The sequence below is a fragment of the Actinoplanes nipponensis genome (genome assembly GCF_016862275.1).
In the GTDB taxonomy this organism is placed as follows: Bacteria; Actinomycetota; Actinomycetes; order Mycobacteriales; family Micromonosporaceae; genus Actinoplanes; species Actinoplanes nipponensis.
Genome location: NZ_BOMQ01000081.1, coordinates 80489 through 100498, shown reverse-complemented (window position 1 = coordinate 100498; position 20010 = coordinate 80489). Strand labels below are relative to the sequence as shown.

Annotated in this window: 17 protein-coding genes; 12 read left to right on the top strand and 5 right to left on the bottom strand. The window is 73.7% G+C overall.

What is annotated here, in order from left to right; all coding sequences use genetic code 11:
- Positions 1 to 123: 123 nt before the first annotated feature.
- Entirely contained in the window at positions 124 to 735 is a 612-nt protein-coding gene (locus tag Ani05nite_RS34185) for a PadR family transcriptional regulator (protein ID WP_239130923.1), read from the bottom strand.
- Positions 736 to 859: 124 nt separating this feature from the next.
- Between Ani05nite_RS34185 and Ani05nite_RS34180 the strand changes: the two genes are divergently transcribed.
- The gene (locus tag Ani05nite_RS34180; RefSeq protein WP_203775261.1) at positions 860 to 1699 is read left to right on the top strand and encodes a GNAT family N-acetyltransferase; all 840 of its coding nucleotides are present in this window, start codon (positions 860 to 862) and stop codon (positions 1697 to 1699) included.
- A gap of 19 nt (positions 1700 to 1718) precedes the next feature.
- Here Ani05nite_RS34180 and Ani05nite_RS34175 read toward each other — a convergent pair whose 3' ends face one another.
- Positions 1719 to 2684 carry an LLM class F420-dependent oxidoreductase gene (locus Ani05nite_RS34175; protein WP_203775302.1) on the bottom strand — a complete coding sequence of 322 codons (966 nt, stop codon included), beginning with the start codon at positions 2682 to 2684 and terminating at the stop codon, positions 1719 to 1721.
- 129 nt (positions 2685 to 2813) lie between these two features.
- Between Ani05nite_RS34175 and Ani05nite_RS34170 the strand changes: the two genes are divergently transcribed.
- From Ani05nite_RS34170 to Ani05nite_RS34160, 3 genes are read left to right on the top strand one after another with little or no spacing between them, the layout of a single operon-like run.
- Positions 2814 to 3617 carry an ABC transporter ATP-binding protein gene (locus Ani05nite_RS34170; protein WP_203775259.1) on the top strand — a complete coding sequence of 268 codons (804 nt, stop codon included), beginning with the start codon at positions 2814 to 2816 and terminating at the stop codon, positions 3615 to 3617.
- Complete coding sequence (locus Ani05nite_RS34165) at positions 3614 to 5758, top strand: YhgE/Pip domain-containing protein (protein ID WP_239130921.1); 2145 nt, start codon at positions 3614 to 3616, stop codon at positions 5756 to 5758. The genes Ani05nite_RS34170 and Ani05nite_RS34165 overlap by 4 nt, the downstream gene beginning before the upstream one ends.
- 2 nt (positions 5759 to 5760) lie before the next feature.
- On the top strand, positions 5761 to 6348 hold the full coding sequence (locus tag Ani05nite_RS34160) for a TetR/AcrR family transcriptional regulator (protein ID WP_203775300.1): 588 nt from the start codon (positions 5761 to 5763) through the stop codon (positions 6346 to 6348).
- On the opposite strand, the gene Ani05nite_RS34155 is transcribed toward Ani05nite_RS34160, so the two are convergent.
- Positions 6326 to 7000 (bottom strand): DUF998 domain-containing protein, encoded by a 675-nt coding sequence (locus tag Ani05nite_RS34155; protein ID WP_203775257.1) that lies wholly within the window; start codon positions 6998 to 7000, stop codon positions 6326 to 6328. The two genes, Ani05nite_RS34160 and Ani05nite_RS34155, sit on opposite strands and share 23 nt — an antisense overlap.
- Before the next feature lie 48 nt (positions 7001 to 7048).
- On the opposite strand from Ani05nite_RS34155, the gene Ani05nite_RS34150 reads away from it, so the two are divergent.
- Positions 7049 to 7897, top strand: coding sequence for an SDR family NAD(P)-dependent oxidoreductase (locus tag Ani05nite_RS34150; protein WP_239130919.1), 849 nt, complete (start codon positions 7049 to 7051; stop codon positions 7895 to 7897).
- Here Ani05nite_RS34150 and Ani05nite_RS34145 read toward each other — a convergent pair.
- Positions 7855 to 8253, bottom strand: coding sequence for a helix-turn-helix domain-containing protein (locus Ani05nite_RS34145; protein WP_203775255.1), 399 nt, complete (start codon positions 8251 to 8253; stop codon positions 7855 to 7857). The genes Ani05nite_RS34150 and Ani05nite_RS34145 overlap by 43 nt on opposite strands.
- A 620-nt stretch (positions 8254 to 8873) precedes the next feature.
- On the opposite strand from Ani05nite_RS34145, the gene Ani05nite_RS34140 reads away from it, so the two are divergent.
- The 6 genes from Ani05nite_RS34140 to Ani05nite_RS34115 all read left to right on the top strand — a co-directional run bounded on the left by Ani05nite_RS34140 (position 8874) and on the right by Ani05nite_RS34115 (position 15693).
- Complete coding sequence (locus tag Ani05nite_RS34140; protein ID WP_203775253.1) at positions 8874 to 10400, top strand: amino acid permease; 1527 nt, start codon at positions 8874 to 8876, stop codon at positions 10398 to 10400.
- Positions 10401 to 10455: 55 nt separating this feature from the next.
- Complete coding sequence (locus Ani05nite_RS34135) at positions 10456 to 11802, top strand: glutamine synthetase family protein (protein WP_203775251.1); 1347 nt, start codon at positions 10456 to 10458, stop codon at positions 11800 to 11802.
- A 38-nt stretch (positions 11803 to 11840) separates the two neighbouring features.
- On the top strand, positions 11841 to 13205 hold the full coding sequence (locus Ani05nite_RS34130) for an aldehyde dehydrogenase family protein (RefSeq protein WP_203775249.1): 1365 nt from the start codon (positions 11841 to 11843) through the stop codon (positions 13203 to 13205).
- Between the two features lie 10 nt (positions 13206 to 13215).
- A complete protein-coding gene (locus Ani05nite_RS34125) occupies positions 13216 to 13980 on the top strand; it encodes a 3-oxoacyl-ACP reductase (RefSeq protein WP_203775247.1) in 765 nt (254 codons plus the stop codon).
- A gap of 218 nt (positions 13981 to 14198) precedes the next feature.
- Positions 14199 to 14885, top strand: a complete 687-nt coding sequence (locus Ani05nite_RS34120) for a gamma-glutamyl-gamma-aminobutyrate hydrolase family protein (protein ID WP_203775245.1) — start codon at positions 14199 to 14201, stop codon at positions 14883 to 14885.
- Between the two features lie 58 nt (positions 14886 to 14943).
- Positions 14944 to 15693 (top strand): gamma-glutamyl-gamma-aminobutyrate hydrolase family protein, encoded by a 750-nt coding sequence (locus tag Ani05nite_RS34115; protein ID WP_203775243.1) that lies wholly within the window; start codon positions 14944 to 14946, stop codon positions 15691 to 15693.
- 6 nt (positions 15694 to 15699) lie between these two features.
- On the opposite strand, the gene Ani05nite_RS34110 is transcribed toward Ani05nite_RS34115, so the two are convergent.
- Positions 15700 to 16272 (bottom strand): HD domain-containing protein, encoded by a 573-nt coding sequence (locus tag Ani05nite_RS34110; RefSeq protein ID WP_203775241.1) that lies wholly within the window; start codon positions 16270 to 16272, stop codon positions 15700 to 15702.
- 96 nt (positions 16273 to 16368) lie between these two features.
- Between Ani05nite_RS34110 and Ani05nite_RS34105 the strand changes: the two genes are divergently transcribed.
- A complete protein-coding gene (locus tag Ani05nite_RS34105; protein WP_239130917.1) occupies positions 16369 to 20010 on the top strand; it encodes a SpoIIE family protein phosphatase in 3642 nt (1213 codons plus the stop codon).

Here is a 20010-nt window from a genome sequence, read left to right as displayed (position 1 = left end):
GCCGCCGCTCTCAGCCCGGCGGCGGCTGATGAGCCGGTGTCCCGGGCGGCCCGCGGTGTGCGGGTGGATGACGGTGTTGCGGTTGGGGACTTCCGGCGCCGTACCGGAAGAAGCCCTGGACCCTCACTCGTCGGCGAGGATGGCGTAGAGCTTGCGCTTGGTCTCCGTCAGCACGGCCAGGGCCTTGTCGCGCTGCTCCGGCGTGCCGTTGAAGCCCACCTGGCGCAGCGCGTCCATGATCCCGACCGCCGCGTCGCGGAAGTCCTGGACCTGGGACATCGTGTCGTTGCTGAACTGGGCCCACGGCGGGTTCTCCGCCGCGGTGGTGGCCTCCTCGCGGCCCGCGTCGGTCAGCGTGAAGCGCTTGCGGCCGCCGGTCGCCTCGGCCTCGATGAGGCCCTCGTCCTCGAGCAGCTGGAGGGTCGGGTAGACCGAGCCGGGGCTCGGCCGCCAGATGCCGCCGGTGCGGCTCTCCAGCTCCTGGATCATCTCGTAGCCGTGCATGGGCCGCTCGAGCAGCAGCGCCAGCAGGGCGGGGCGCACGTTGGGCCGGCTGCCCCGGCCGCCGCGGCGATGGCCGTGCCCGCCCGGGCCGCCGGGGCCGAAGCCGCCGCCGAAGCCGCCCGGGCCGCCGGGGCCGAAGGGGAAGCCGGGCGGGAAGCCGAAGCCGCGCATCAGACCCTCGCGCAGGCTGCCGGGGTGGACGTGGCCCTCGCGCATGTGGTGGTGTCGCATGATCTTCTCCGATCTGTTGTCGATAGTTAGACGATATATCGGCAACATGTTTGCCGCAAGGCTTTCTCGGATCCGAGGGGGCGGTGTGGGTGCATCGGCCCGGCCATCTGGCAATCTGGTAGCTGTGTTGACGGTGCCCATCCGCCAGCTCGGCGAGTCCGAGCGGGCCACGGTCGAGCGGATCCTCGACCAAGACCCCTACGCCGGCGCTCAGATCGCCGAGCGCGTGGCGGCGCACGGGCTCAACTGGTGGCGCTCGGACGGCCGGATCTACGGGTACGGCACCGGCCGGCGCGTCGAGTCGATCTGCTGGTCCGGCGCCCACCTGGTGCCGGTGTGCACGACCCCCGCGGCCGTGTCCGCCTTCGCCGACCTGCTCGGCGCCGAGCCCCGCATCTGCTCGTCGATCATCGGGCGGTCCGACGCGGTGCTCGAGCTCTGGGACCGCCTGGGCGGGCACTGGGGCCCGGCCCGCGACGTCCGGCCGCACCAGCCGCTGCTGGTCGCCGACCGTGAGGCGCCGGTCGCGCCCGACCCGGAGGTGCGCCTGGTGCAGCCGGACGAGGTGGAGCAGCTGTTCCCGGCCGCGGTGGCGATGTACACCGAGGAGGTCGGCGTCTCGCCCCTGCTCGACGACGGTGGCCGGGGCTACAAGCGGCGGATCTCCGACCTGGTGCGGTCGAAGCGGGCGTACGCGCGCTTCGTGGGCGACCGGGTCGTCTTCAAGGCCGAGCTGGCCATCGTCACCCGGCGCACCACGCAGGTGCAGGGCGTGTGGGTGGACCCGGAGTTCCGTGGGCGCGGGCTGGCCGCGGGGGCCATGGCGGCGGTGCTGCGGGACGCGCTGCGCCGGGTCGCGCCCACCGTGAGCCTGTACGTCAACGACTACAACGCGCCGGCCCGGCGGTTGTACGCCCGCTGCGGATTCGTGCCGAACGGCAGCTTCGCGACCGTCCTGTTCTGAGCCTCGGGCCGGCCCGCCGTCAGGCCGGGCCCAGCCTCGGGATCAGGCCGGCGAGGGTGGCCGCCCCACCCTGTTCCAGCTCCGGCGTGGGCACCAGGGCCATCACCGGGACGTCGACGCCGGCCGCCGCGTAACGCGCCACCTGCGCGCGGCACTGCTCCGGCGAGCCGTGCACGATCAGCTCGTCCACCACCTCGTCGGGGATCGCGGCGAGCGCGCCCCGCCGGTCGCCCGCCGCCCAGGCCGTCCACATCGCATCCAGCGCGGGCCCGCGGCCCAGCCACCGGTGGAACTCCGCGTACGCCGGCACGGTCAGGTAGGCGGCGATCATCCGGCGCCCGACGGTGCGCGCGTAGCCGGCGTCCTCGGTCGGGCACACGAAGATGCGCGCGACCACGTCGAAGTCCGGCCGGTCGGACTTGGCCTCGGCCAGCGCCCGGGGCACGTCGGTGGCGGCCAGCCAGTTCAGGATCACGCCGTCGGCGGCCGAGGCGGCCAGCCGCAGCATGCCGGGACGCAGGGCGGCGAGCAGGACCGCCGGCGGTGTCGCCGGCGGGCGCTCGAGCCGGAAGCGGCGCACCCGGAAGGTCTCGAACTCGCGGTCGACCACCTCGCCGGCCAGCGCCGCGCGCAGGAACTGCAGCATGTCGCGGCTGCGGGCGAACGGCCGGGTGAACTCGGCGGCGTTCCAGTCGCCGACGACCACCGGGGACGAGGCGCCGATGCCGAGCTGGAAGCGGCCGGGGGCGGTCTCGGCCAGCGCGGCCGCGGTCATCGCCAGCAGCGCGGGGCCGCGGGTGAACACCGGGGTGATCGCCGTGCCGAGCCGGGCGCGCGGCTGCCAGGCGGCGGCGAGCGTCAGCGGGGTGAAGGCGTCGGCGCCGGCCACCTCCGACGACCACAGGTCGGTGAAGCCCGCGTCGGTCAGCGCCGCGAACACGGCGGCGTGCTCGGCCAGCGGTACCCCGCCCAGCGGTACGGTCATTCCCCATCGCGTCGGCATGTCCCGATCCTGCCCTGTGATCGTGGTGAGGTCCACCACTGCGGCTTCCATCGACGAGGATCACGCGCAACTATTTGAACTGACCAGTCAGTATTAAAAGTGGGTGTCGTGATGCCGGTTCTGACCGCCGCCGGGGCGGGTGTTCGTCACCGCCGCCGGTGGCTCTTCCAAGACCTCGACGTGAGCGTCGAGCCGGGGGAGATCCTCGCGATCGTGGGCCCGCCGGGCAGCGGGCGCACGACGGTGCTGCTCGCCCTGGCCCGCCGCTTCCGGCTCTCGGCCGGCCGGGTGACCGGGTCGGCGTCGCTGGGCTGGGTACCCGGCGTGACGGCGCCCGAACCGGTGCTCACCGTGCGGGAACACGTCCAGGAACGGCTGCTGCTCGTCGGCCGCCGGCCGCGGGAGGCCGACCGGGTGCCGCTGCTCGGCCTCGACCCCGGAACCCGGGGGTACGAGCTCAGCCCGTTCCAGCGCCAGCTGCTCGGCCTGGTGACCGCCCGGCTCGAACGTCCCGCCGTCATCGCCCTGGACGCGGTGGACGAGGGGCTGGACGAGGCCGAGACGGACCGGCTGTGGACGCTGCTCGGCGCGATCGCCGCGGAGGGCATCGCGGTGCTGGTGACGGCCCGGGAGATCGATCCGGCGCGGGTGTCCACGGTGGTGCGCCTCGGCGGCTCGCCGGCGCCCGAGGTCGTCCCGGAGACCGGCGGGGACGCCGCGGTGGCCGGCGACGCGCCGGCCGAGGCGGACCCCGAACCGGCGGCGGACCCCGAACCGGCGGCGGACCTTGAACCGGCGGCGGACCCCGACCCGGCGGCGGACGCCGAGGCGGAAGCCGAGGCGGCTGATCGCGCGCCCACGGACAACGACCGGCCGCAGGCCGCGGACGACGAGCGGAACAGGAAGAAATCGTGACCGGATTGTCCAGCGTGCGCCTCGCGGGCTTCGAGCTGCGCCGCTTCCTGCGCGGCCGCCTGCCCGCCGCCGCCCTCGCCGTGCTCTGCGTCATCCCGCTGCTCTACGGCGCCCTCTACCTATACGCCTTCTGGGACCCCTACGGCCGGCTCAACCACATTCCCGCCGCCCTGGTCGTCGAGGACGTCAGCGCCACGGCGAGCGACGGCACCCCCGTGCACGCCGGGCGCGACCTCGCCGACGAGCTGCGCCAGCGGGAGGTCTTCGACTGGCACGTCACCGACGAGCGCGGCGCCGAGGCCGGCCTGGCCGACGGCCGCTACCAGCTGTCGCTGCGCATCCCGCGCGACTTCTCCCGGAACCTCACCACCGGCCCGGACCCGGCCGCCGACCCGCGGTCGTCCCAGCTCGTCGTGGTCAACGACGACGCCACCAACTACCTGTCCGGGGTCTTCTCCCGCACCGCGTTCGAGGAGGTGCGGGCCGCCGCCGCGCAGAGCGCGCAGGCCGGCTACTTCGACAAGATGCTCGTCGGCTTCACCGACGCCAAGGAACAGTCCGAGCGGGCGGCCGAGGGCGCCGGGAAGCTGCGGGAAGGGCTGAGCGACGCCGGCGACGGCGCCGAGCGGCTCGAGGACGGCCTGGCCGACGCCGACCGGGGCGCCGGGCAGCTGGCCGGGGGACTGGGCAGCGCCGCCCGGGGCGCCGACGAGCTGGCCGACGGCCTGGACACCCTGCGGGCCGGTACGGCCCAGCTCGCCACCGGCACCCAGCAGGCGGCGGCCGGCGGGCGGAGGCTGGCGACCGCGGTCGACGCGGCCGCCGACAAGGCCGAGCCGCTGCTGCGGCAGAACGCCGGCCTCATCGCGGACGCCGCCGGCCAGGTGGCGGACGGCGCCGACCTGCTCGCCGGCAACCTCGACAAGCTGGACGACGCGTCCGGCGACGCGGTGCGGCGGGCGCGGGAGCTGCGGGACGGCATCGACGCGCTGCCCGCCGGGACGCCGAACCGGGCCGAGCTGAAGACGCTGGCCCGGCAACTGGTCACCGCGGCCGAACGGGTGCAGTCGACGATCCACTCCGCCGACCTGGACGCGCTCGGCGCCCGGCTGCACGAGGTAGCCGCGACCGCGCGCCGGGTCGCCGCGGCCGCGCCGCACCTGGCCGACGACGTCGCCGCCGCGCGCCGCAGCGTGGACGAGCTGGCCGCCGGCCTGGGTCAGCTCGCCACCGGGGCGCAGCGGCTCGACAGCGGCGCCGCGAACGCCGCGGCGGGCGCCGACGACCTGCGCGGGGGCCTCTTCCGGCTGGCCTCCGGCGCGCGCGAGCTGCACGGCGGCCTGGACACGCTGACCGCCGGCGGCCACCAGCTCGCCGCCGGCCTGGGCGACCTGCAGGGCGGCGCCGCGAAGCTGGCGTCCGGCCTGGCCGACGGGGCCGACCGGCTTCCCGGGTACGGCGACGACCCGTCCGGGCGCGCGGACGTGCTGAGCGACCCGGTGGCCGTGAGCCGGACGGTGCGCCACCCGGCCGCCACGTACGGCGTGGGCTTCGCCCCGTACTTCCTGGCGCTGGCGCTGTGGGTGGGCGCCATGTTCACCTACATGCTGCTGCGCCCGCTGAACCGCCGGTACGTCGTGTCGGGCGCCCCGGCGTACCGGGTGACGCTGGCCGGTCTGCTGCCGGCGGTGGCGGTCGGGCTGACCCAGGCGGCGGTGCTGTACGCCGTGGTGGTCCTCGGTCTCGGGCTCAGCCCGGTGCAGCCGCTGCTCACCCTGGGCCTGCTGATGCTCACCGCCACCGCGTTCGCGGCGGTCATCCAGGTGCTCGGCGCCGCGCTCGGCCCGGCCGGCCGGATCGTCGCGCTGGCCCTGCTCATGCTCCAGCTGACCTCGTCCGGCGGCACCTACCCGGTGCAGACCTCGCCGGGCTTCTTCCAGGCGGTCCACCCGCTGCTGCCGATGACCTACGTGGTGGAGTCGCTGCGCCACGCGATCGACGGCGGCCCGGCCGGTACGGTGGTGACCGGCGTGCTGGCGTTGCTCGGCTACGGGCTCGCGGCGCTGGTCCTGACCGTGGCGGTGGCCCACCGGTCGCGGCGGCTGACCCCGTCCGGCCTGCATCCGGAGCTGGTGATCTGACAATCGTGGACGGACGGACCCGCAGGCGCGAGGACACCCGGCAGCGCCTGTTCGAGGCGGCGGTCGAGCTGATCGCCGAGCAGGGCTTCTCGGCCACCACGGTGGACGACATCGCGCTGCGGGCCCGGGTCGCCAAGGGGACCGTCTACTACAACTTCGCCTCCAAGTCGGTGCTCTTCGAGGAGCTGCTGCGGCACGGCATCGGGCTGCTGACCGACGAGTTCCGGGCCGCGGTCGCCGGGCTGCCGCCGCGGGAGGCGGTCGCCGCCCTGATCCGGGCCCAGCTGGAGTACATCCGCCGGTACCGCGCCTTCGCCCAGCTGCTGCTCTCGGAGATGTGGCGCACCAACCGGGAGTGGCAGCAGACCCTCGTCCTGCTGCGTGAGCAGGCCATCGGGGTGATCGCGGAGACCGTGCGGGCCGGCGTCGACTCCGGCGACCTGCCGCCGGAGCTGGACGTGCGGGTGGCCTCGTCGGCGCTGTTCGGGGTCGGCCTGGTGGTGGCCGTGGACTGGCTGGTGTTCCAGCCCGAGCGGGCCATCGAGGACGTCGAGCAGTCCCTGCTCGCTATCGTGCGCCGGGTCGCCTGAGCGTCGGCGCGGGCCCGGCCACCGGGTCCCGCCCGGCGGCGCCGGGCCGGGCGAGCACCACCGCCGTGCCGATCAGCCAGCTCACCGCCACCACCAGCGCCACCCGTTCCAGGGTGGCGCCGGCCGGTCCCCGGCCGGCCAGCAGCATGGTGAGCCCGAGGGTCGCGCCGAGCGGCACGATGACGGCCACCGCCACGGCCGCCAGTCGCCGCAGCACCGCGCCGAACGGCGCGGAGAGGGCGATGAGCGCCATCGCCCCGGCCAGCAGCACCATGCCGATGACGCTGGCCGCCGTGTGGGTGACGTCGGCGACTGTGGTCTGCTCGTACGGCGGCAGCGGGCAGCCCGCGGTGCACGGCACCACGCCGGAGGTGGCGGCCAGCAGCGCCGCCAGGCCGAGCAGCGTCGCCACCGGCCGCGAGGAGCGCCGCAGCACCCCGCCCAGCAGGCCGACGCCCACGGCCAGCCCCAGCAGCCCCCAGCGGTACGCGGCGGCCAGCGGCATGCCGGCGGTGCCGGCCTCGCTGACGTAGCCCTGCGTCCACGGCCCGGGGGCGGCGACCAGCCCGGCCAGCATGGTCAGGGCGCCGGTCAGGACCGCCGCGCCGGCCCAGGCGGCGAGCCGGTCGGGGCGGTGGGCGAGCGGAACCATGATCTGAACCGTAGCCGGGCGGGCCGCCGGGGCTGATCCAATGGGGGCATGGCGGAGCGGCGCACGATCGTGGTCACCGGCGGCAGCTCGGGCATCGGGCTGGCCGCGGCCGCCGCGTTCGCCCGCGGGGGCGCCGAGGTGGTGCTGCTCGGCCGGGATCCGGGGCGGCTGCGGCACGCGGTCGAGGTGGTCCGGGCGGCCGGCGGGCGTACCCCGGCGGCGTACCGGGCCGACTTCGCGGTGCTGGACGAGGTGCGGGCGGTGGGCGCCCGGGTGGCGGCGGCCCACGAGCGGATCGACGTGCTGGTGAACAACGCCGGGCAGCTCGCGCCGGCCCGGGTGCTGACGGCCGACGGGTACGACCCGGGCGTGCAGATCAACCACCTCGGCGGCTTCCTGCTGAGCCACCTGCTGCTGGACCGGTTGCGGGCGGCGGCGCCGGCGCGGATCGTCACGACGGGCTCGATCGCGGAGGCGTGGGGCACGCTGGACGTGCGCCGCCCGGGCCGGCGCCAGTTCAGCCGGTGGGCGGCGTACGGGGCCGGCAAGCAGGCGAACCTGCTCTTCACCGTCGAGGCGGCCCGGCGCTGGGGCCCGTACGGGATCGTGCCGACCTGCTTCTTCCCGGGCCTGATCCGCAGCCGCTTCGGCGGCCGCAGCCCGCTCTTCTCCCTGGGCAAGCTGGTCTTCCGCGGCCCCGAGCAGGGCGCGGACACGCTGCTGTGGCTGGCCGACGACCCGGCGGCCGCGGTGCCGGGCGGCTACTTCGCGTGGCGCCGGCCGCTGGGGGCGACCCGGCGCGCCGTCGATCCGGTGCGGGCCCGGCTGCTCTGGGAGGCGAGCCTGGCCGCCGTCTACGGCGCCGAGGCCGACCGGTCGCCGCGCGGCGAGGGGTAGTAGCTGGGGGTGGCGATGTCGGGATGGGTGGCGGTCGGCAGGTCGGCGTCGTCGTCGGCGGTCAGCGTGCCGCCCAGCTCGACGATGCGCCGGTGCGCCACCGACAGCCGGTCCTCCAGGGTCACGAGCCGGCAGGCCGCGGTGAGCGGCATGCCCTCGTCCAGCAGCTGCCGGACCCGGGCGGCGAGCCGCAGCTGGTGCCGCGAGTAGCGGCGGTGCCCGCCCAGCGAGCGTTCGGGCTCGATCAGGCCGGCCGTGCCCAGGCTGCGCAGGAAGGCCGGCGTCACGCCGATCATGTCGGCGGCGCGGCCCATGGTGTACGCCGGGAAGTCGGCGTCGTCGAACGTGGTGCTCATGCTGCCTTCCGGGCCGGGGGCGGTGCCCATGATCAGGTGGGGGAGACAGTCCAAGGCCCCGGCGGGTTACCGGGGCCTTGGCTGTTCAATTCTGTGGCCGACCGTCGTCGGCGCGGCCGTTCCGCCTGCGTGCCGCTAGCGGACGGCGCGAGTGATGGGCATCGGCTGCGATCACCTCTTGTCGGGTCGGGGACTTCACGAGTTCGCGTTGCTGCGGTATCTCGTCCTCCTTACCAACTCAGCCAATCTGTGCCAGTTGCTGTCGGCGGTGCGTCGCCGACCCTTGTGATGTTATTCCTGTCAAGCTAAAAATCCTAGAGTCGTCACTGTAGATTTTTTGGACGAATGGGGCGGCGGCGCGGGACGGGCGCATGGCACAGCGCGATGCCGTGTCGAGAGAGGTGACCGCGTCCCGCGCCGCCGCGGGAGGGGAGCCGGAGGCTTCCCCGGGTGTCCGCGAGGCCTGCCGAGGGCCGGTCGCTGGATACGAGTGTGCGGCCCGGCGCGCGCGCCGGGCAACGCAATTAACACAGCTCATTGACGGCCGTAACACCTCGGGTAGATCATCACCGGACAGCCGTGGCCCAGGTCACAGTGCCCCATGAATCACGGGAGTGGCAATGAGCGTTAGCCCTGCCCCCAGCACCGACGAAGAACGCCTCGCCCAGCTCGGCTACCAGCAGGAACTGCACCGCCGACTGTCCGGCTTCTCGAACTTCGCGGTCTCCTTCTCGATCATCTCCATCCTGGCCGGCGCCATCACGTCGTACGGCATCGCCATGAACGCCGGCGGCCCGGTCGCCATCACGCTCGGCTGGCTCTTCGTCGGCATCATGGTCACCTTCGTGGCCCTGGCCATGGCCGAGGTGTGCTCGGCCTACCCCACCGCCGGCGCCCTCTACTGGTGGGCCGCCGCGCTGGCCAAACGCAACAAGGCCGCGTGGGCCTGGTTCATCGGCTGGTTCAACTTCCTGGGCGAGGTGGCCGTCACCGCGGCGATCGACTTCGGCGCGGCCATCACCACGTCGGCGTTCCTCAGCCTGACCTTCGACATGGAGGTCACCAAGGGCCGGACGTTCCTGATCTTCCTGGTCCTGATCGTCATCCACGGGCTGCTGAACACCTTCGGGGTCAGCCTGGTGCGGCTGCTCTCCGACGTCAGCGCCTGGTGGCACCTGATCGGCGTCGCGGTGATCGTGGTCGTGCTCGCCTTCGTGCCGGACCAGCACAAGCCCATCTCGGAGGTGTTCTTCGAGGTCCGCAACGAGACCGGCTTCACCTTCCAGGGCGCCGCGATCTACGCCGTGCTGATCGGCCTGCTGATGGCCCAGTACACGTACACGGGCTACGACGCCTCCGCGCATGTGGCCGAGGAGACCCACGACGCCGCCCGGGCCGCGCCGCGCGGCATCGTGCTCTCCGTCGTCGTCTCGGTCATCGCCGGCTTCGTGCTGCTGGTGGCCATCACCTGGTCGATCCAGGACTACGACGCCGAGCGGACCACCGACCTGGGGCTGCCGCCCGCGCAGATCTTCATCGACGCGGCCGGGCACAACCTGGGCACGTTCCTGCTGTTCATCTGCGTGGTCGCCCAGTTCTTCTGCGGCATGGCGTCGGTGACGGCGAACTCCCGCATGTCGTACGCCTTCGCCCGGGACGGCGCGCTGCCCGGCTCCCGGCTGTGGAAGAAGGTCAACCCCCGCACCGGTACGCCGACCAACTCGATCTGGCTCTGCGTGACCATCTCCACCCTGCTGGTGCTGCCGTCGCTGTGGAACACCACGGCGTACGCGGCCGCGACCTCGATCGCCGTCATCGGCCTCTACATCGCCTACGTGGGTCCGGTGCTGCTGCGCCGGATGAGCGACGACTTCACCCCGGGCCCGTGGAACCTGGGCCGGTGGAGCGCCGCGGTCGGCTGGATCGCGATCGTCTGGGTGGTGGCCATCTGCGTGCTGTTCGTGCTGCCGGTGGCCGGCCCGATCACCGCGGCGAACTTCAACTACACGATCGTCGCGGTGGCGGTGGTGGTCGGCGGGGCGACGGTGTGGTGGTTCGCCAGCGCCCGCAAGTGGTTCACCGGGCCGAAACAGAACCTGATCGAGAAGGCGGCACACGGAGAGCCGACGCTGCCGGCCGGGGAGTGATCTATTAGAGGGGGCCGGGCGGCCGCCCGGCCCCACGTCCCCTGGAGGGAACCGGATGGATCTCGAAGACCTGGACGTCGCCGTCTCGAACGGCAGCATCGACACCGTTCTGCTCGCGCTCACCGACATGCAGGGCCGGCTCCAGGGCAAGCGGCTGCACAGCAGGTTCTTCATGGACGAGGTGGTCTCGGGCGGCAGCGAGGGCTGCAACTACCTGCTCGCGGTCGACGTGGACATGAACACCGTCGACGGGTACGCCATGTCGTCGTGGAACAGCGGTTACGGCGACTTCGTGATGCGCCCCGACTTCGCCACGCTGCGCCGCGTGCCGTGGCAGCCCGGCACGGCGATGGTGCTGGCCGACCTGGAGACCACCGACGGTCAGGCCGTCTACGCCTCGCCCCGGCAGATCCTGCGCCGCCAGCTCGACCGGCTGGCCGAGCACGGCCTGACCGCGTACGCGGGCACCGAGCTGGAGTTCGTGCTCTACCGCGACTCCTACGAGCAGGCGTTCAGCCAGGACTACCGGCGGCTGACCCCGGCGAACCAGTACAACGTGGACTATTCGCTGCTGGGCACCGCCCGGGTCGAGCCGCTGCTGCGCCGCATCCGCAACGAGATGTACGGCGCCGGCCTGATCCCGGAGAGCGCCAAGGGCGAGTGCAACCTGGGCCAGCACGAGATCGCGTTCCGCTACGCCGACGCGCTCACCTGCGCCGACAACCACGTGATCTACAAGAACGGGGCCAAGGAGATCGCCGCCCAGGAGGGCATGGCGCTGACCTTCATGGCCAAGCCGAACGAGCGCGAGGGCAACTCCTGCCACATCCACTTCTCGCTGCGCGACCGGGAGGGCCGCTCGGCGATGCTCGGTGACGGCCCGGCCCACCTGAGCCCCGTCGGGCAGCGGGTGGTGGCCGGCCTGCTCGCCACCATGCGCGAGTTCAGCCTGCTCTTCGCGCCCAACATCAACTCGTACAAGCGCTACCAGCCCGGCTCGTTCGCGCCGACCGCGCTGCGCTGGGGCGTCGACAACCGCACCTGCTCGCTGCGGATGGCCGGACACGGCCAGGGCATGCGGGTGGAGAACCGGGTGCCGGGCGGGGACGTGAACCCGTACCTGGCCATCGCGGCGCTGGTGGCGGGGGCGCTGCACGGGCTGGAGAACGAGCTGGAGCTGGAGCCGGAGTTCCGGGGCAACGCCTACGAGGACGCCTCGGCGCCGCGGGTGCCCGCGCATCTGCGGGACGCGGTCGAGCTGTGGGACCTCAGCCCGGTGGCGGCGGCGGCGTTCGGCCCGGAGGTGGTCGCGCACTATGCCAACATGGGCAGGATCGAGCTGGCCGCGTTCGACGCGGCGGTGACCGACTGGGAACTCAAGCGAGGTTTCGAAAGGCTGTGAGTCTTCAGGCAGGTCAAGGGCGGTGGCGGGGTGGTTGGATGGGGCCTGTGACAGACGTGATCAATCCGGCTACGGGGACTGTGCTCACGTCCGTACCGTCGCTGGGTACCGCTGAGACCGACGCCGCGATCGAACGGGCGCAGCAAGCCTTCGCCTCCTGGCGGCTGGTGGCGCCCGGGGACCGGGCGCGGCTGCTGCGGCGCTTCGCCGCGGTCGTGGACGACCACCGTGAGGAGCTCGCCCGGCTGGAGGTCGGCAACGCCGGGCACACCATCGGCAACGCCCGCTGGGAGGCGGGCAACGTCCGCGACGTGCTCGACTACTACGCGGGCGCGCCGGAGCGGCTCTCCGGGCGGCAGATCCCGGTGGCCGGCGGCCTCGACGTCACCTTCCACGAGCCGCTCGGCGTGGTCGGCATCATCGTGCCGTGGAACTTCCCGATGCCGATCGCGGGCTGGGGCTTCGCGCCGGCGCTGGCGGCGGGCAACACCGTCGTGCTCAAGCCGGCCGAGCTCACCCCGCTGACCGCGATCCGGCTCGGTGAGCTGGCGCTGACGGCCGGGCTGCCGGAGGGCGTGTTCACCGTGCTGCCGGGCAAGGGCAGCGTGGTCGGGCAGCGCTTCGTCACCCACCCGGCGGTACGCAAGGTGTGCTTCACCGGCTCCACCGAGGTCGGGAAGTCGATCATGGCGGGCTGCGCGGACCAGGTGAAACGCGTCACCCTGGAGCTGGGCGGCAAGAGTGCCAACATCGTCTTCGCCGACGCCGACCTGGAGAAGGCCGCCGCGGCGGCGCCCGGCGGCGTCTTCGACAACGCCGGTCAGGACTGCTGCGCCCGCTCCCGGCTGCTGGTCCAGGACTCGGTGTACGACCGCTTCCTGGCTTTGCTGGAGCCGGCGGTCAAGGCGTACCGGGTGCAGGACCCGGCGCTGGAGACCGCCGAGATGGGCCCGCTGATCTCGGCCGGGCACCGCGCCACCGTGGCGTCCTACACCGAGGGCGCCGACGTGGCGTTCGCCGGCGAGGCGCCCACCGGCGACGGCTGGTGGTTCCCGCCGACCGTGCTGCTCGCCGGCTCGGCCCAGGACCGGCACTGGCGCGAGGAGGTCTTCGGGCCGGTGCTGTCGGTCCTGCCGTTCCGCGACGAGGAGGAGGCCGTCCGGCTGGCCAACGACACCGAGTACGGCCTCTCCGGTTCGGTGTGGACCCGCGACCTCGGCCGGGCGCTGCGGGTCTCCCGGGGCGTGGAGACCGGCAACCTCAGCGTCAACTCGCACTCGTCGGTGCGCTACTGGACCCCGTTCGGCGGCATGAAGCAGTCCGGCCTCGGCCGGGAGCTCGGCCCCGACGCGGTGCTGGCGTTCACCGACGTCAAGAACGTGTTCATCTCGACGGAATCCTGAGGGGTCAGCTGTGGAGCGTTTGCAGGATCGCGTCGCCGTCATCACCGGCGCCGGAAGCGGCATCGGGCTGGCCACCGCGCGGCGGTTCGCGGCCGAGGGGGCCAAGGTCGTCTGCGTGGACATCTCGGCGGACGCCGGCAAGGCCGCGGCCGGCGAGGTGGGCGGCGACTTCGTCGCCTGCGACGTCAGCGACGAGGAGGCGGTCCGGTCGCTGTTCGACGGGGTGGCCGAGCGGTACGGCCGGGTCGACATCGCCTTCAACAACGCCGGCATCTCCCCGCCCGACGACGACTCCATTCTGGTCACCGGGCTGGAGGCGTGGGAGCGGGTGCTGCGGGTGAACACCACCAGCGTGTTCTTCTGCTGCAAGTACGCGATCCCGCACATGCAGCGCCAGGGCAAGGGGTCGATCATCAACACGGCCTCGTTCGTGGCGCTGCTGGGGGCGGCGACCTCGCAGATCGCGTACACCGCGAGCAAGGGCGGCGTGCTGGCGATGACCCGGGAGCTGGGCGTGCAGTTCGCCCGCGAGGGCATCCGGATCAACGCGCTGTGCCCCGGGCCGGTCGCCACGCCGCTGCTCATGGACCTGTTCGCCAAGGATCCGGAGCGGGCCGCGCGCCGGCTGGTGCACGTGCCGATGGGCCGGTTCGCCGAGCCCGAAGAGATCGCCGCCGCGGTGGCCTTCCTGGCCAGCGACGACGCCTCCTTCATGACCGCTTCGCAATTCGTCGTCGACGGAGGTATCACCGGCGCGTATGTGACCCCTCTGTAGTGTTTGAACCCCGCAATCGGCGGGGACCAAGCGAACACGCCCAGTTCACGCCGGGCGAAGGGGTCGAATCTCCGCTCGCGCACGCTGCGATCGCTGCACGGGTGGGTCCGAGGACCCGGGTGCGGCGCCGACTCATCGAGCCGGCGCCGCGCACTCCCTCTCCGGATCACCCGCACGGTTGATCCGGTCCGCCGCCGATCGTGGATACCGTGGTGAAGATGCGACCCGTCATCGGCATCACCACCTATGTGGAACCGGCCACCTGGGGTGTGTGGCACAACCTGCCCACCACGCTGGTGCCGCACGACTACGTCGCCGCCGTCACCGCAGCCGGCGGACGGGCGGTCCTGCTGCCGCCCGACGACCTCGACACCGACGTGCTGCGCATCCTCGACGGCCTGGTGCTCAGCGGCGGCGCCGACGTCGGCCCGGAGCTGTACGGCGCCGAGCCCGGCCCGGAGACGGACACCCGGCCCGACCGGGACACCGCCGAGATGCTGCTGGCCCGGGCGGCCCTGACCCGGGACCTGCCGGTGCTGGGCGTCTGCCGGGGCATGCAGCTGCTCACCGTCGCCGCCGGCGGCCGCCTGCACCAGCACCTGCCCGACGTGCTCGGGCACGATCGGCACCGCCCGGCCCCGGGGGTCTACGGCGAGCACGAGGCCCGGTTCACCCCGGGCAGCCGGATCGCCGACCTGATGGACGACGACACCCGGGTGCACTGCTTCCATCACCAGGGCGTCGCCGATCCCGGCACGCTGACCGTCACCGGCCGGGCCGAGGACGGCCTGCCCGAGGCGGTGGAGGACCCGGCGCACCGGTTCGTGCTCGGCGTGCAGTGGCACCCGGAAGTGACCCGGGACAAGCGGCTGTTCGGCGCCCTGGTGGCCGCCGCGACGGCCTAAGACATCCGGTGAGCCCGCCGATACGCAGGTTCTACGGACGAAGGAGGAGCACCGGAGCATGCGAAGGCCCCTGATCGGATTGACCGCGTACGCCCAACAGGTCCAGTACGGCAGCAATGAGCAAGTCGTCGGCATGCTGCCGATGTCATACGTCCGGGCGGTGCACGCCACCGGCGGTCGCGCGGTCCTGATCACCCCCGACGACCCCGGCACGGACGTGCTCGAGTCGCTCGACGGCATCGTCTTCGCCGGCGGCGGCGACGTCGACCCGGCCAACTGGGGCGCCGAACGGCACCCGGCCACCGACGCCGACCCGGTCCGGGACGCCTCCGAGCTGATCCTCATGCGCGCCGCCCTGGCCGCGGACCTGCCCGTGCTCGGCGTCTGCCGCGGCCTGCAGGTGATGGCCGTGGCCACCGGCGGCTCCCTGCACCAGCACCTGCCCGACCTGGTCGGCCACGACCGGCACCGGGCGGCGCCCGGCACCGACCCGCTCGCCGTGGACTCCTCGGCCTTCGGCCGGCACGACGTGGTGCTCACCCCCGGCTCGGCGGCGCGGGCCCTGCTCGGTCCCCGGCTGACCGTGAACTCGTTCCACCACCAGGCCATCGACGACCCCGGCACGTTCACGGTGGTCGGCCGGTGCCCCGACGACCGGGTCATCGAGATCATCGAGGACCGCGCGCGGTCGTTCGCGCTGGGCGTGCAGTGGCACCCCGAGCGCACCGGCGACCTGCGGGTCTTCGCCGCCCTCGCGGAGGCCGCCGCGGCCCGCGCCGGGCTCGGCCGGACCGCCCTGGCCGCCTGACCGGGCTCAGGCCGCGACCGGGTGGGCCGCCTGGAACGCCAGGCGCTCGTCCGCGCCGGCCGCCAGCTCCTGGAGCACGTCGTCCAGCACCAGGAACGCCTCCCACGGGGCGCCGCCCAGGTGGAGGCCGACCCGTTCCTCCAGCTCCGGGATCCGGGCCGCCTTCCACACCTTGTCGGCCAGGCTGACGAGCAGATCGTCCAGCGTGGCCTCCGGCGCCGTCCAGCTGCCGTGGCTGCCCGCGAACCGCGCCAGGTGCGCCGGCACGCCGTAGCGCAGCAGCAGGTCCCGGCCGGCCTCCTCGTGCCGGTGGCCGGGCCCGGACAGCTCGGCCACGTGCAGCACCTTGCCGATGTCGTGGGTGGCCGCGCCGAACAGCACCGCGGCGGTGTCGAACCGCAGCTCCGGCCGGCGCCGCCCGAGCGCGTCGGTGAGCGACCAGGCGACGTCGTGCACCGCCCGCAGGTGCGCGCCGAGCCGGGGCGGCGCGTCCAGCGCCCGCAACAGCTCGGCGGCCGTCGCGGGCAGCGGCCGCAACGGGGAGTCGGTCAGGGCGCGGTCGAGGGCGGACGACGTCACCCGGGCAAGGCTAGAGACCCCCGGCTGCGACGGAAAGCCGCACCGGTCGGTGTTACCGTGCAGATCCTGTCGGCCGGAACTTCCGCAGGAGGACGTATGGGGGCCAGCGCGGATCGGGCGCTGCCGCGGCGGTTGCGGACGGCTTTCGAGCGCGGCGGCGAGATGGGCCGCCGGATGCTGGAGCTGGACTGGCCGTCGACCCCGCTCGGCTCCCCGGCCGGCTGGCCGGCGGAGCTCGCCGACGCCGTCGCCACGATGCTCGCCTCCCGGGCCCAGATGGTGCTCTTCTGGGGCCCGGACTACTGCGCGCTCTACAACGACGCCTACATCCCCACCATGGGCGTCAAGCATCCGGGTCACGTGGGCCGGCCGGGCCGGGAGATGTGGGCCGAGACGTGGTCGGTGCTCCAGGAGCTGTTCGACGGCGTACGGGCCCGCGACGAGTCGTTCTGGGCCACCGACTACCTGTTCATGATCGAGCGCTTCGGCTTCCTCGAGGAGACGTACTTCGACATCTCCTACGACCCGATCCGGCTGGACGACGGCACCGTGGGCGGCGTCTTCTGCGTCGTCAGCGACACCACCGGCCGGGTGCTGGCCAACCGTCGGTTCCGTACCCTCAGCGCCCTCGGGTCCCGCCTGGCCGACGCGCCCGACCAGCGCGGCCTGGGCATCCAGGTCGCGCAGGTCCTCGGCGAGAACGACGCCGACGTGCCGTTCGCGGCCCTCTACCTGAACGCCCCGGACGGGACCGGCGAACTGACCCTGGCCGGCTCGTGCGGGCTGCCGCCGGCCGCCTGCTGGCCGCTGAGCGCGCGGGCCCGCGAACAGGTCGAGGCGGTCATGCGCGCCGACCGGCCCGGCACGCTCGCGGTCGCCGACGCGGCCCGGCCCGCGCCGTCGTCGGCCGCCGACGAGGCGTTGGTGCTGCCCATCGGCGCCGGCACCAGCGGGGTCGGCGCGCTGGTGGTCGGGGTGAGCCGGTTCCTGGCGATGGACCGCGGATACCGCGACTTCCTCGAGCTCGCCACCGCGCAGATCTCCCGCGCGGTGGCCAACGTGCGCGCCTACGAGCAGGAGCGCCGCCGGGCGGCCGAGCTCGCCGCCCTGGACACCGCCAAGACCAACTTCTTCTCCAACGTGAGCCACGAGTTCCGCACCCCGTTGACCCTGATCCTCGGCCCGCTCGAGGAGCTGCTGGAGAGCCGCGGCCTCACCGCCGAGCAGCGCGAACGGCTGGCGCCGATGCACCGCAACGGCCTGCGCCTGCTCAAGCTGGTCAACACCGTGCTGGACTTCTCCCGCCTGGAGTCGGGCCGGCTGCGCGCCGCCTACCGGCCGACCGACCTGGCCGACTACACCGCCCGGCTGGCCAGCACGTTCCGCTCCGCGGCCGAACGGGCCGGGCTGCGCCTCGAGGTCGACTGCCCGCCGCTGGCCGCGCCGGTGCACGTGGACCGCGAGATGTGGGAGAAGATCGTCTTCAATCTGCTCTCCAACGCGGTCAAGTACACCCCCGCCGGCCGGATCACCGTCCGGGTCCGCCAGCGGGACCGCGCCGCTGTGCTGGAGGTGAGCGACACCGGGGTGGGCGTCTCCGAGCACGAGCAGCGGCTGCTCTTCGACCGCTTCCACCGCGTCACCGGCGCCTGGTCCCGCAGCCACGAGGGCACCGGCATCGGGCTGGCCCTGGTGCGCGAGCTGGCCGAGCTGCACGGCGGCACGGCGACCGCGACCAGCCGGCTCGGCCAGGGCAGCACGTTCACCGTCAGCGTCCCGCTCGGCACCGCCCACCTGCAGGCCGAACGGATCCTGGACGAGGGCCCGGCCGACCTGCCGGAGGACCAGTCCCGGCTCTACGTCGAGGAAGCGCACTGGTGGGTCGGCGAGCCCGCGCCGGCCCCGGTGGCGCCCGGCGAGGTGCACGCGGGCCGGCGCGGCCGGGTGCTGCTCGCCGACGACAATGCGGACCTGCGCGACCACGTGGCCCGGCTGCTGCGCCCGTCCTACGACGTGACCAGCGTCAACGACGGTCAGGAGGCGCTGGAGCTGGCCCTGACCGAGCAGTTCGACCTGGTCCTGACCGACGTGATGATGCCCCGGCTGGACGGCTTCGGCCTGATCAAGGCGCTGCGCGCGGACGAGCGCACCCGCGACGTGCCGATCGTGGTGCTCTCCGCCCGCGCCGGCGAGGAGTCGTCCGTCGAGGGCCTCGCCGCGGGCGCGGACGACTACCTGGTCAAGCCGTTCTCGGTGCGGGACCTCACCGCCCGGGTCCGGGCCAACCTCGAACTGGGCCAGACCCGCCGGCAGATCATCAGCCGGCTGCGGGGCCTGGTCGACGCCGCCGCGGCGGTCAACACGGTCAGCACCACCGCCGAGGTGCTCGACGTGGCCGCCCGGCACGTGCGGGCGATGACCTCGGCCGGCCGGGTCGTGCTGACCACGCCCGGGGCCCGCGCGGAGGTCGACGGCGGCGCGATCGGCTCGGCTCCCGCGGACACCGTGCTGCCGCTGCCCGACACCTCTGGCGCCGCCCTCGGCGAGCTGAGTGTCTGGTCCGGCCCCGACGGCCCGCCCGAGCCGGTGCTGCTCACCCAGCTCGCCCGGCTGGTCGGCCTGCGGCTGGAGAACGCCCGGCTCTACGAGGCCGAACACCGCATCGCCAGCACCCTGCAGCACAGCCTGCTGCCGCAGTCGCTGCCCCGGGTGCCCGGCGCCATCGTGGCCAGCCGCTACCTGCCGGGCAGCACCGAGGCCGAGGTGGGCGGCGACTGGTACGACGTCATCCTCGCCCCCGACCACCAGCTCTTCCTGGTGATCGGCGACGTGGTGGGCAAGGGGGTGCAGGCCGCCGCCGGAATGGGTCAGCTGCGCAACGCGCTGCGGGCGTACATCCTCGAGGGGTTCGACTGCGGCGAGGCGCTGACCCGGCTGAACCGGCTGGTCGACAACCTGGGCCGGCGCCAGTTCGCCACCGTGGTCTGCGTCCGTTTCGACCCCAGCAGCCGGGAGCTGCACTTCTCCTCGGCCGGGCACCCGTCGCCGATGCTGGCCGCGCCGGGGGAGGAGGGCGAGCTGCTCCACACCAGCGCGCTCGGGCCGCCGGTGGGCGCGCTCAGCGACGTGACGTACCCCACGCTCGCCGCGGTCCTGCGGCCCGGTCAGCGGCTGCTGCTCTACACCGACGGGCTGGTCGAGGACCGCCGGCTGGGCATCGACACCGGCCTGGCCGAGCTGCGCGCCGACCTGGCCAAGCCGGCCGAGCACGTCGAGGACCTGCTGGACAGCCTGCTGGCCAAGGCCGCGCAGCAGACCCGCCGCGACGACATCGCCCTGCTCGTCCTGCAGGCCACCGAGCCGCGCGAGTTCGTGCTGCGGCTGCCCGCCGACCCGACCCGGCTGAGCGTGCTGCGCCGGCGGCTGGAGGACTTCCTGACCGCGCACGCCGTGCCCGAGAACGACATCTTCGACCTGACCGTGGCCATCTCCGAGGCCGCCGCCAACGCCATCGAGCACCCCGTCGACCCGGCCGAGCCGGTGATCACGATCGAGGTGTCGCTGGACGACGAGGCGGTGCTGGCCACCGTGCGGGACACCGGGAGCTGGCGCCCGGCCGGGGCGGCCGGCTTCCGCGGGCGCGGGCTGGCGTTGATCGGCGCGCTGTCGGAGCTGTCGGTGGCCCGTACGGAGGCCGGCACGGCCGTGACGCTGCGGCGGACGTTCAGCCCCGCCTGA

Excerpts from the sequence above, each read along its gene's own strand:
- Ani05nite_RS34155 (WP_203775257.1), bottom strand. The coding sequence starts at position 7,000 with ATGGTTCCGCTCGCCCACCGCCCCGACCGGCTCGCCGCCTGGGCCGGC.
- Ani05nite_RS34135 (WP_203775251.1), top strand. The coding sequence starts at position 10,456 with ATGGATCTCGAAGACCTGGACGTCGCCGTCTCGAACGGCAGCATCGAC.
- Ani05nite_RS34145 (WP_203775255.1), bottom strand. The coding sequence starts at position 8,253 with ATGAGCACCACGTTCGACGACGCCGACTTCCCGGCGTACACCATGGGC.
- Ani05nite_RS34130 (WP_203775249.1), top strand. The coding sequence starts at position 11,841 with ATGGGGCCTGTGACAGACGTGATCAATCCGGCTACGGGGACTGTGCTC.
- Ani05nite_RS34175 (WP_203775302.1), bottom strand. The coding sequence starts at position 2,684 with ATGACCGTACCGCTGGGCGGGGTACCGCTGGCCGAGCACGCCGCCGTG.
- Ani05nite_RS34115 (WP_203775243.1), top strand. The coding sequence starts at position 14,944 with ATGCGAAGGCCCCTGATCGGATTGACCGCGTACGCCCAACAGGTCCAG.
- Ani05nite_RS34140 (WP_203775253.1), top strand. The coding sequence starts at position 8,874 with ATGAGCGTTAGCCCTGCCCCCAGCACCGACGAAGAACGCCTCGCCCAG.
- Ani05nite_RS34105 (WP_239130917.1), top strand. The coding sequence starts at position 16,369 with ATGGGGGCCAGCGCGGATCGGGCGCTGCCGCGGCGGTTGCGGACGGCT.
- Ani05nite_RS34170 (WP_203775259.1), top strand. The coding sequence starts at position 2,814 with ATGCCGGTTCTGACCGCCGCCGGGGCGGGTGTTCGTCACCGCCGCCGG.
- Ani05nite_RS34150 (WP_239130919.1), top strand. The coding sequence starts at position 7,049 with ATGGCGGAGCGGCGCACGATCGTGGTCACCGGCGGCAGCTCGGGCATC.
- Ani05nite_RS34185 (WP_239130923.1), bottom strand. The coding sequence starts at position 735 with ATGCGACACCACCACATGCGCGAGGGCCACGTCCACCCCGGCAGCCTG.
- Ani05nite_RS34120 (WP_203775245.1), top strand. The coding sequence starts at position 14,199 with ATGCGACCCGTCATCGGCATCACCACCTATGTGGAACCGGCCACCTGG.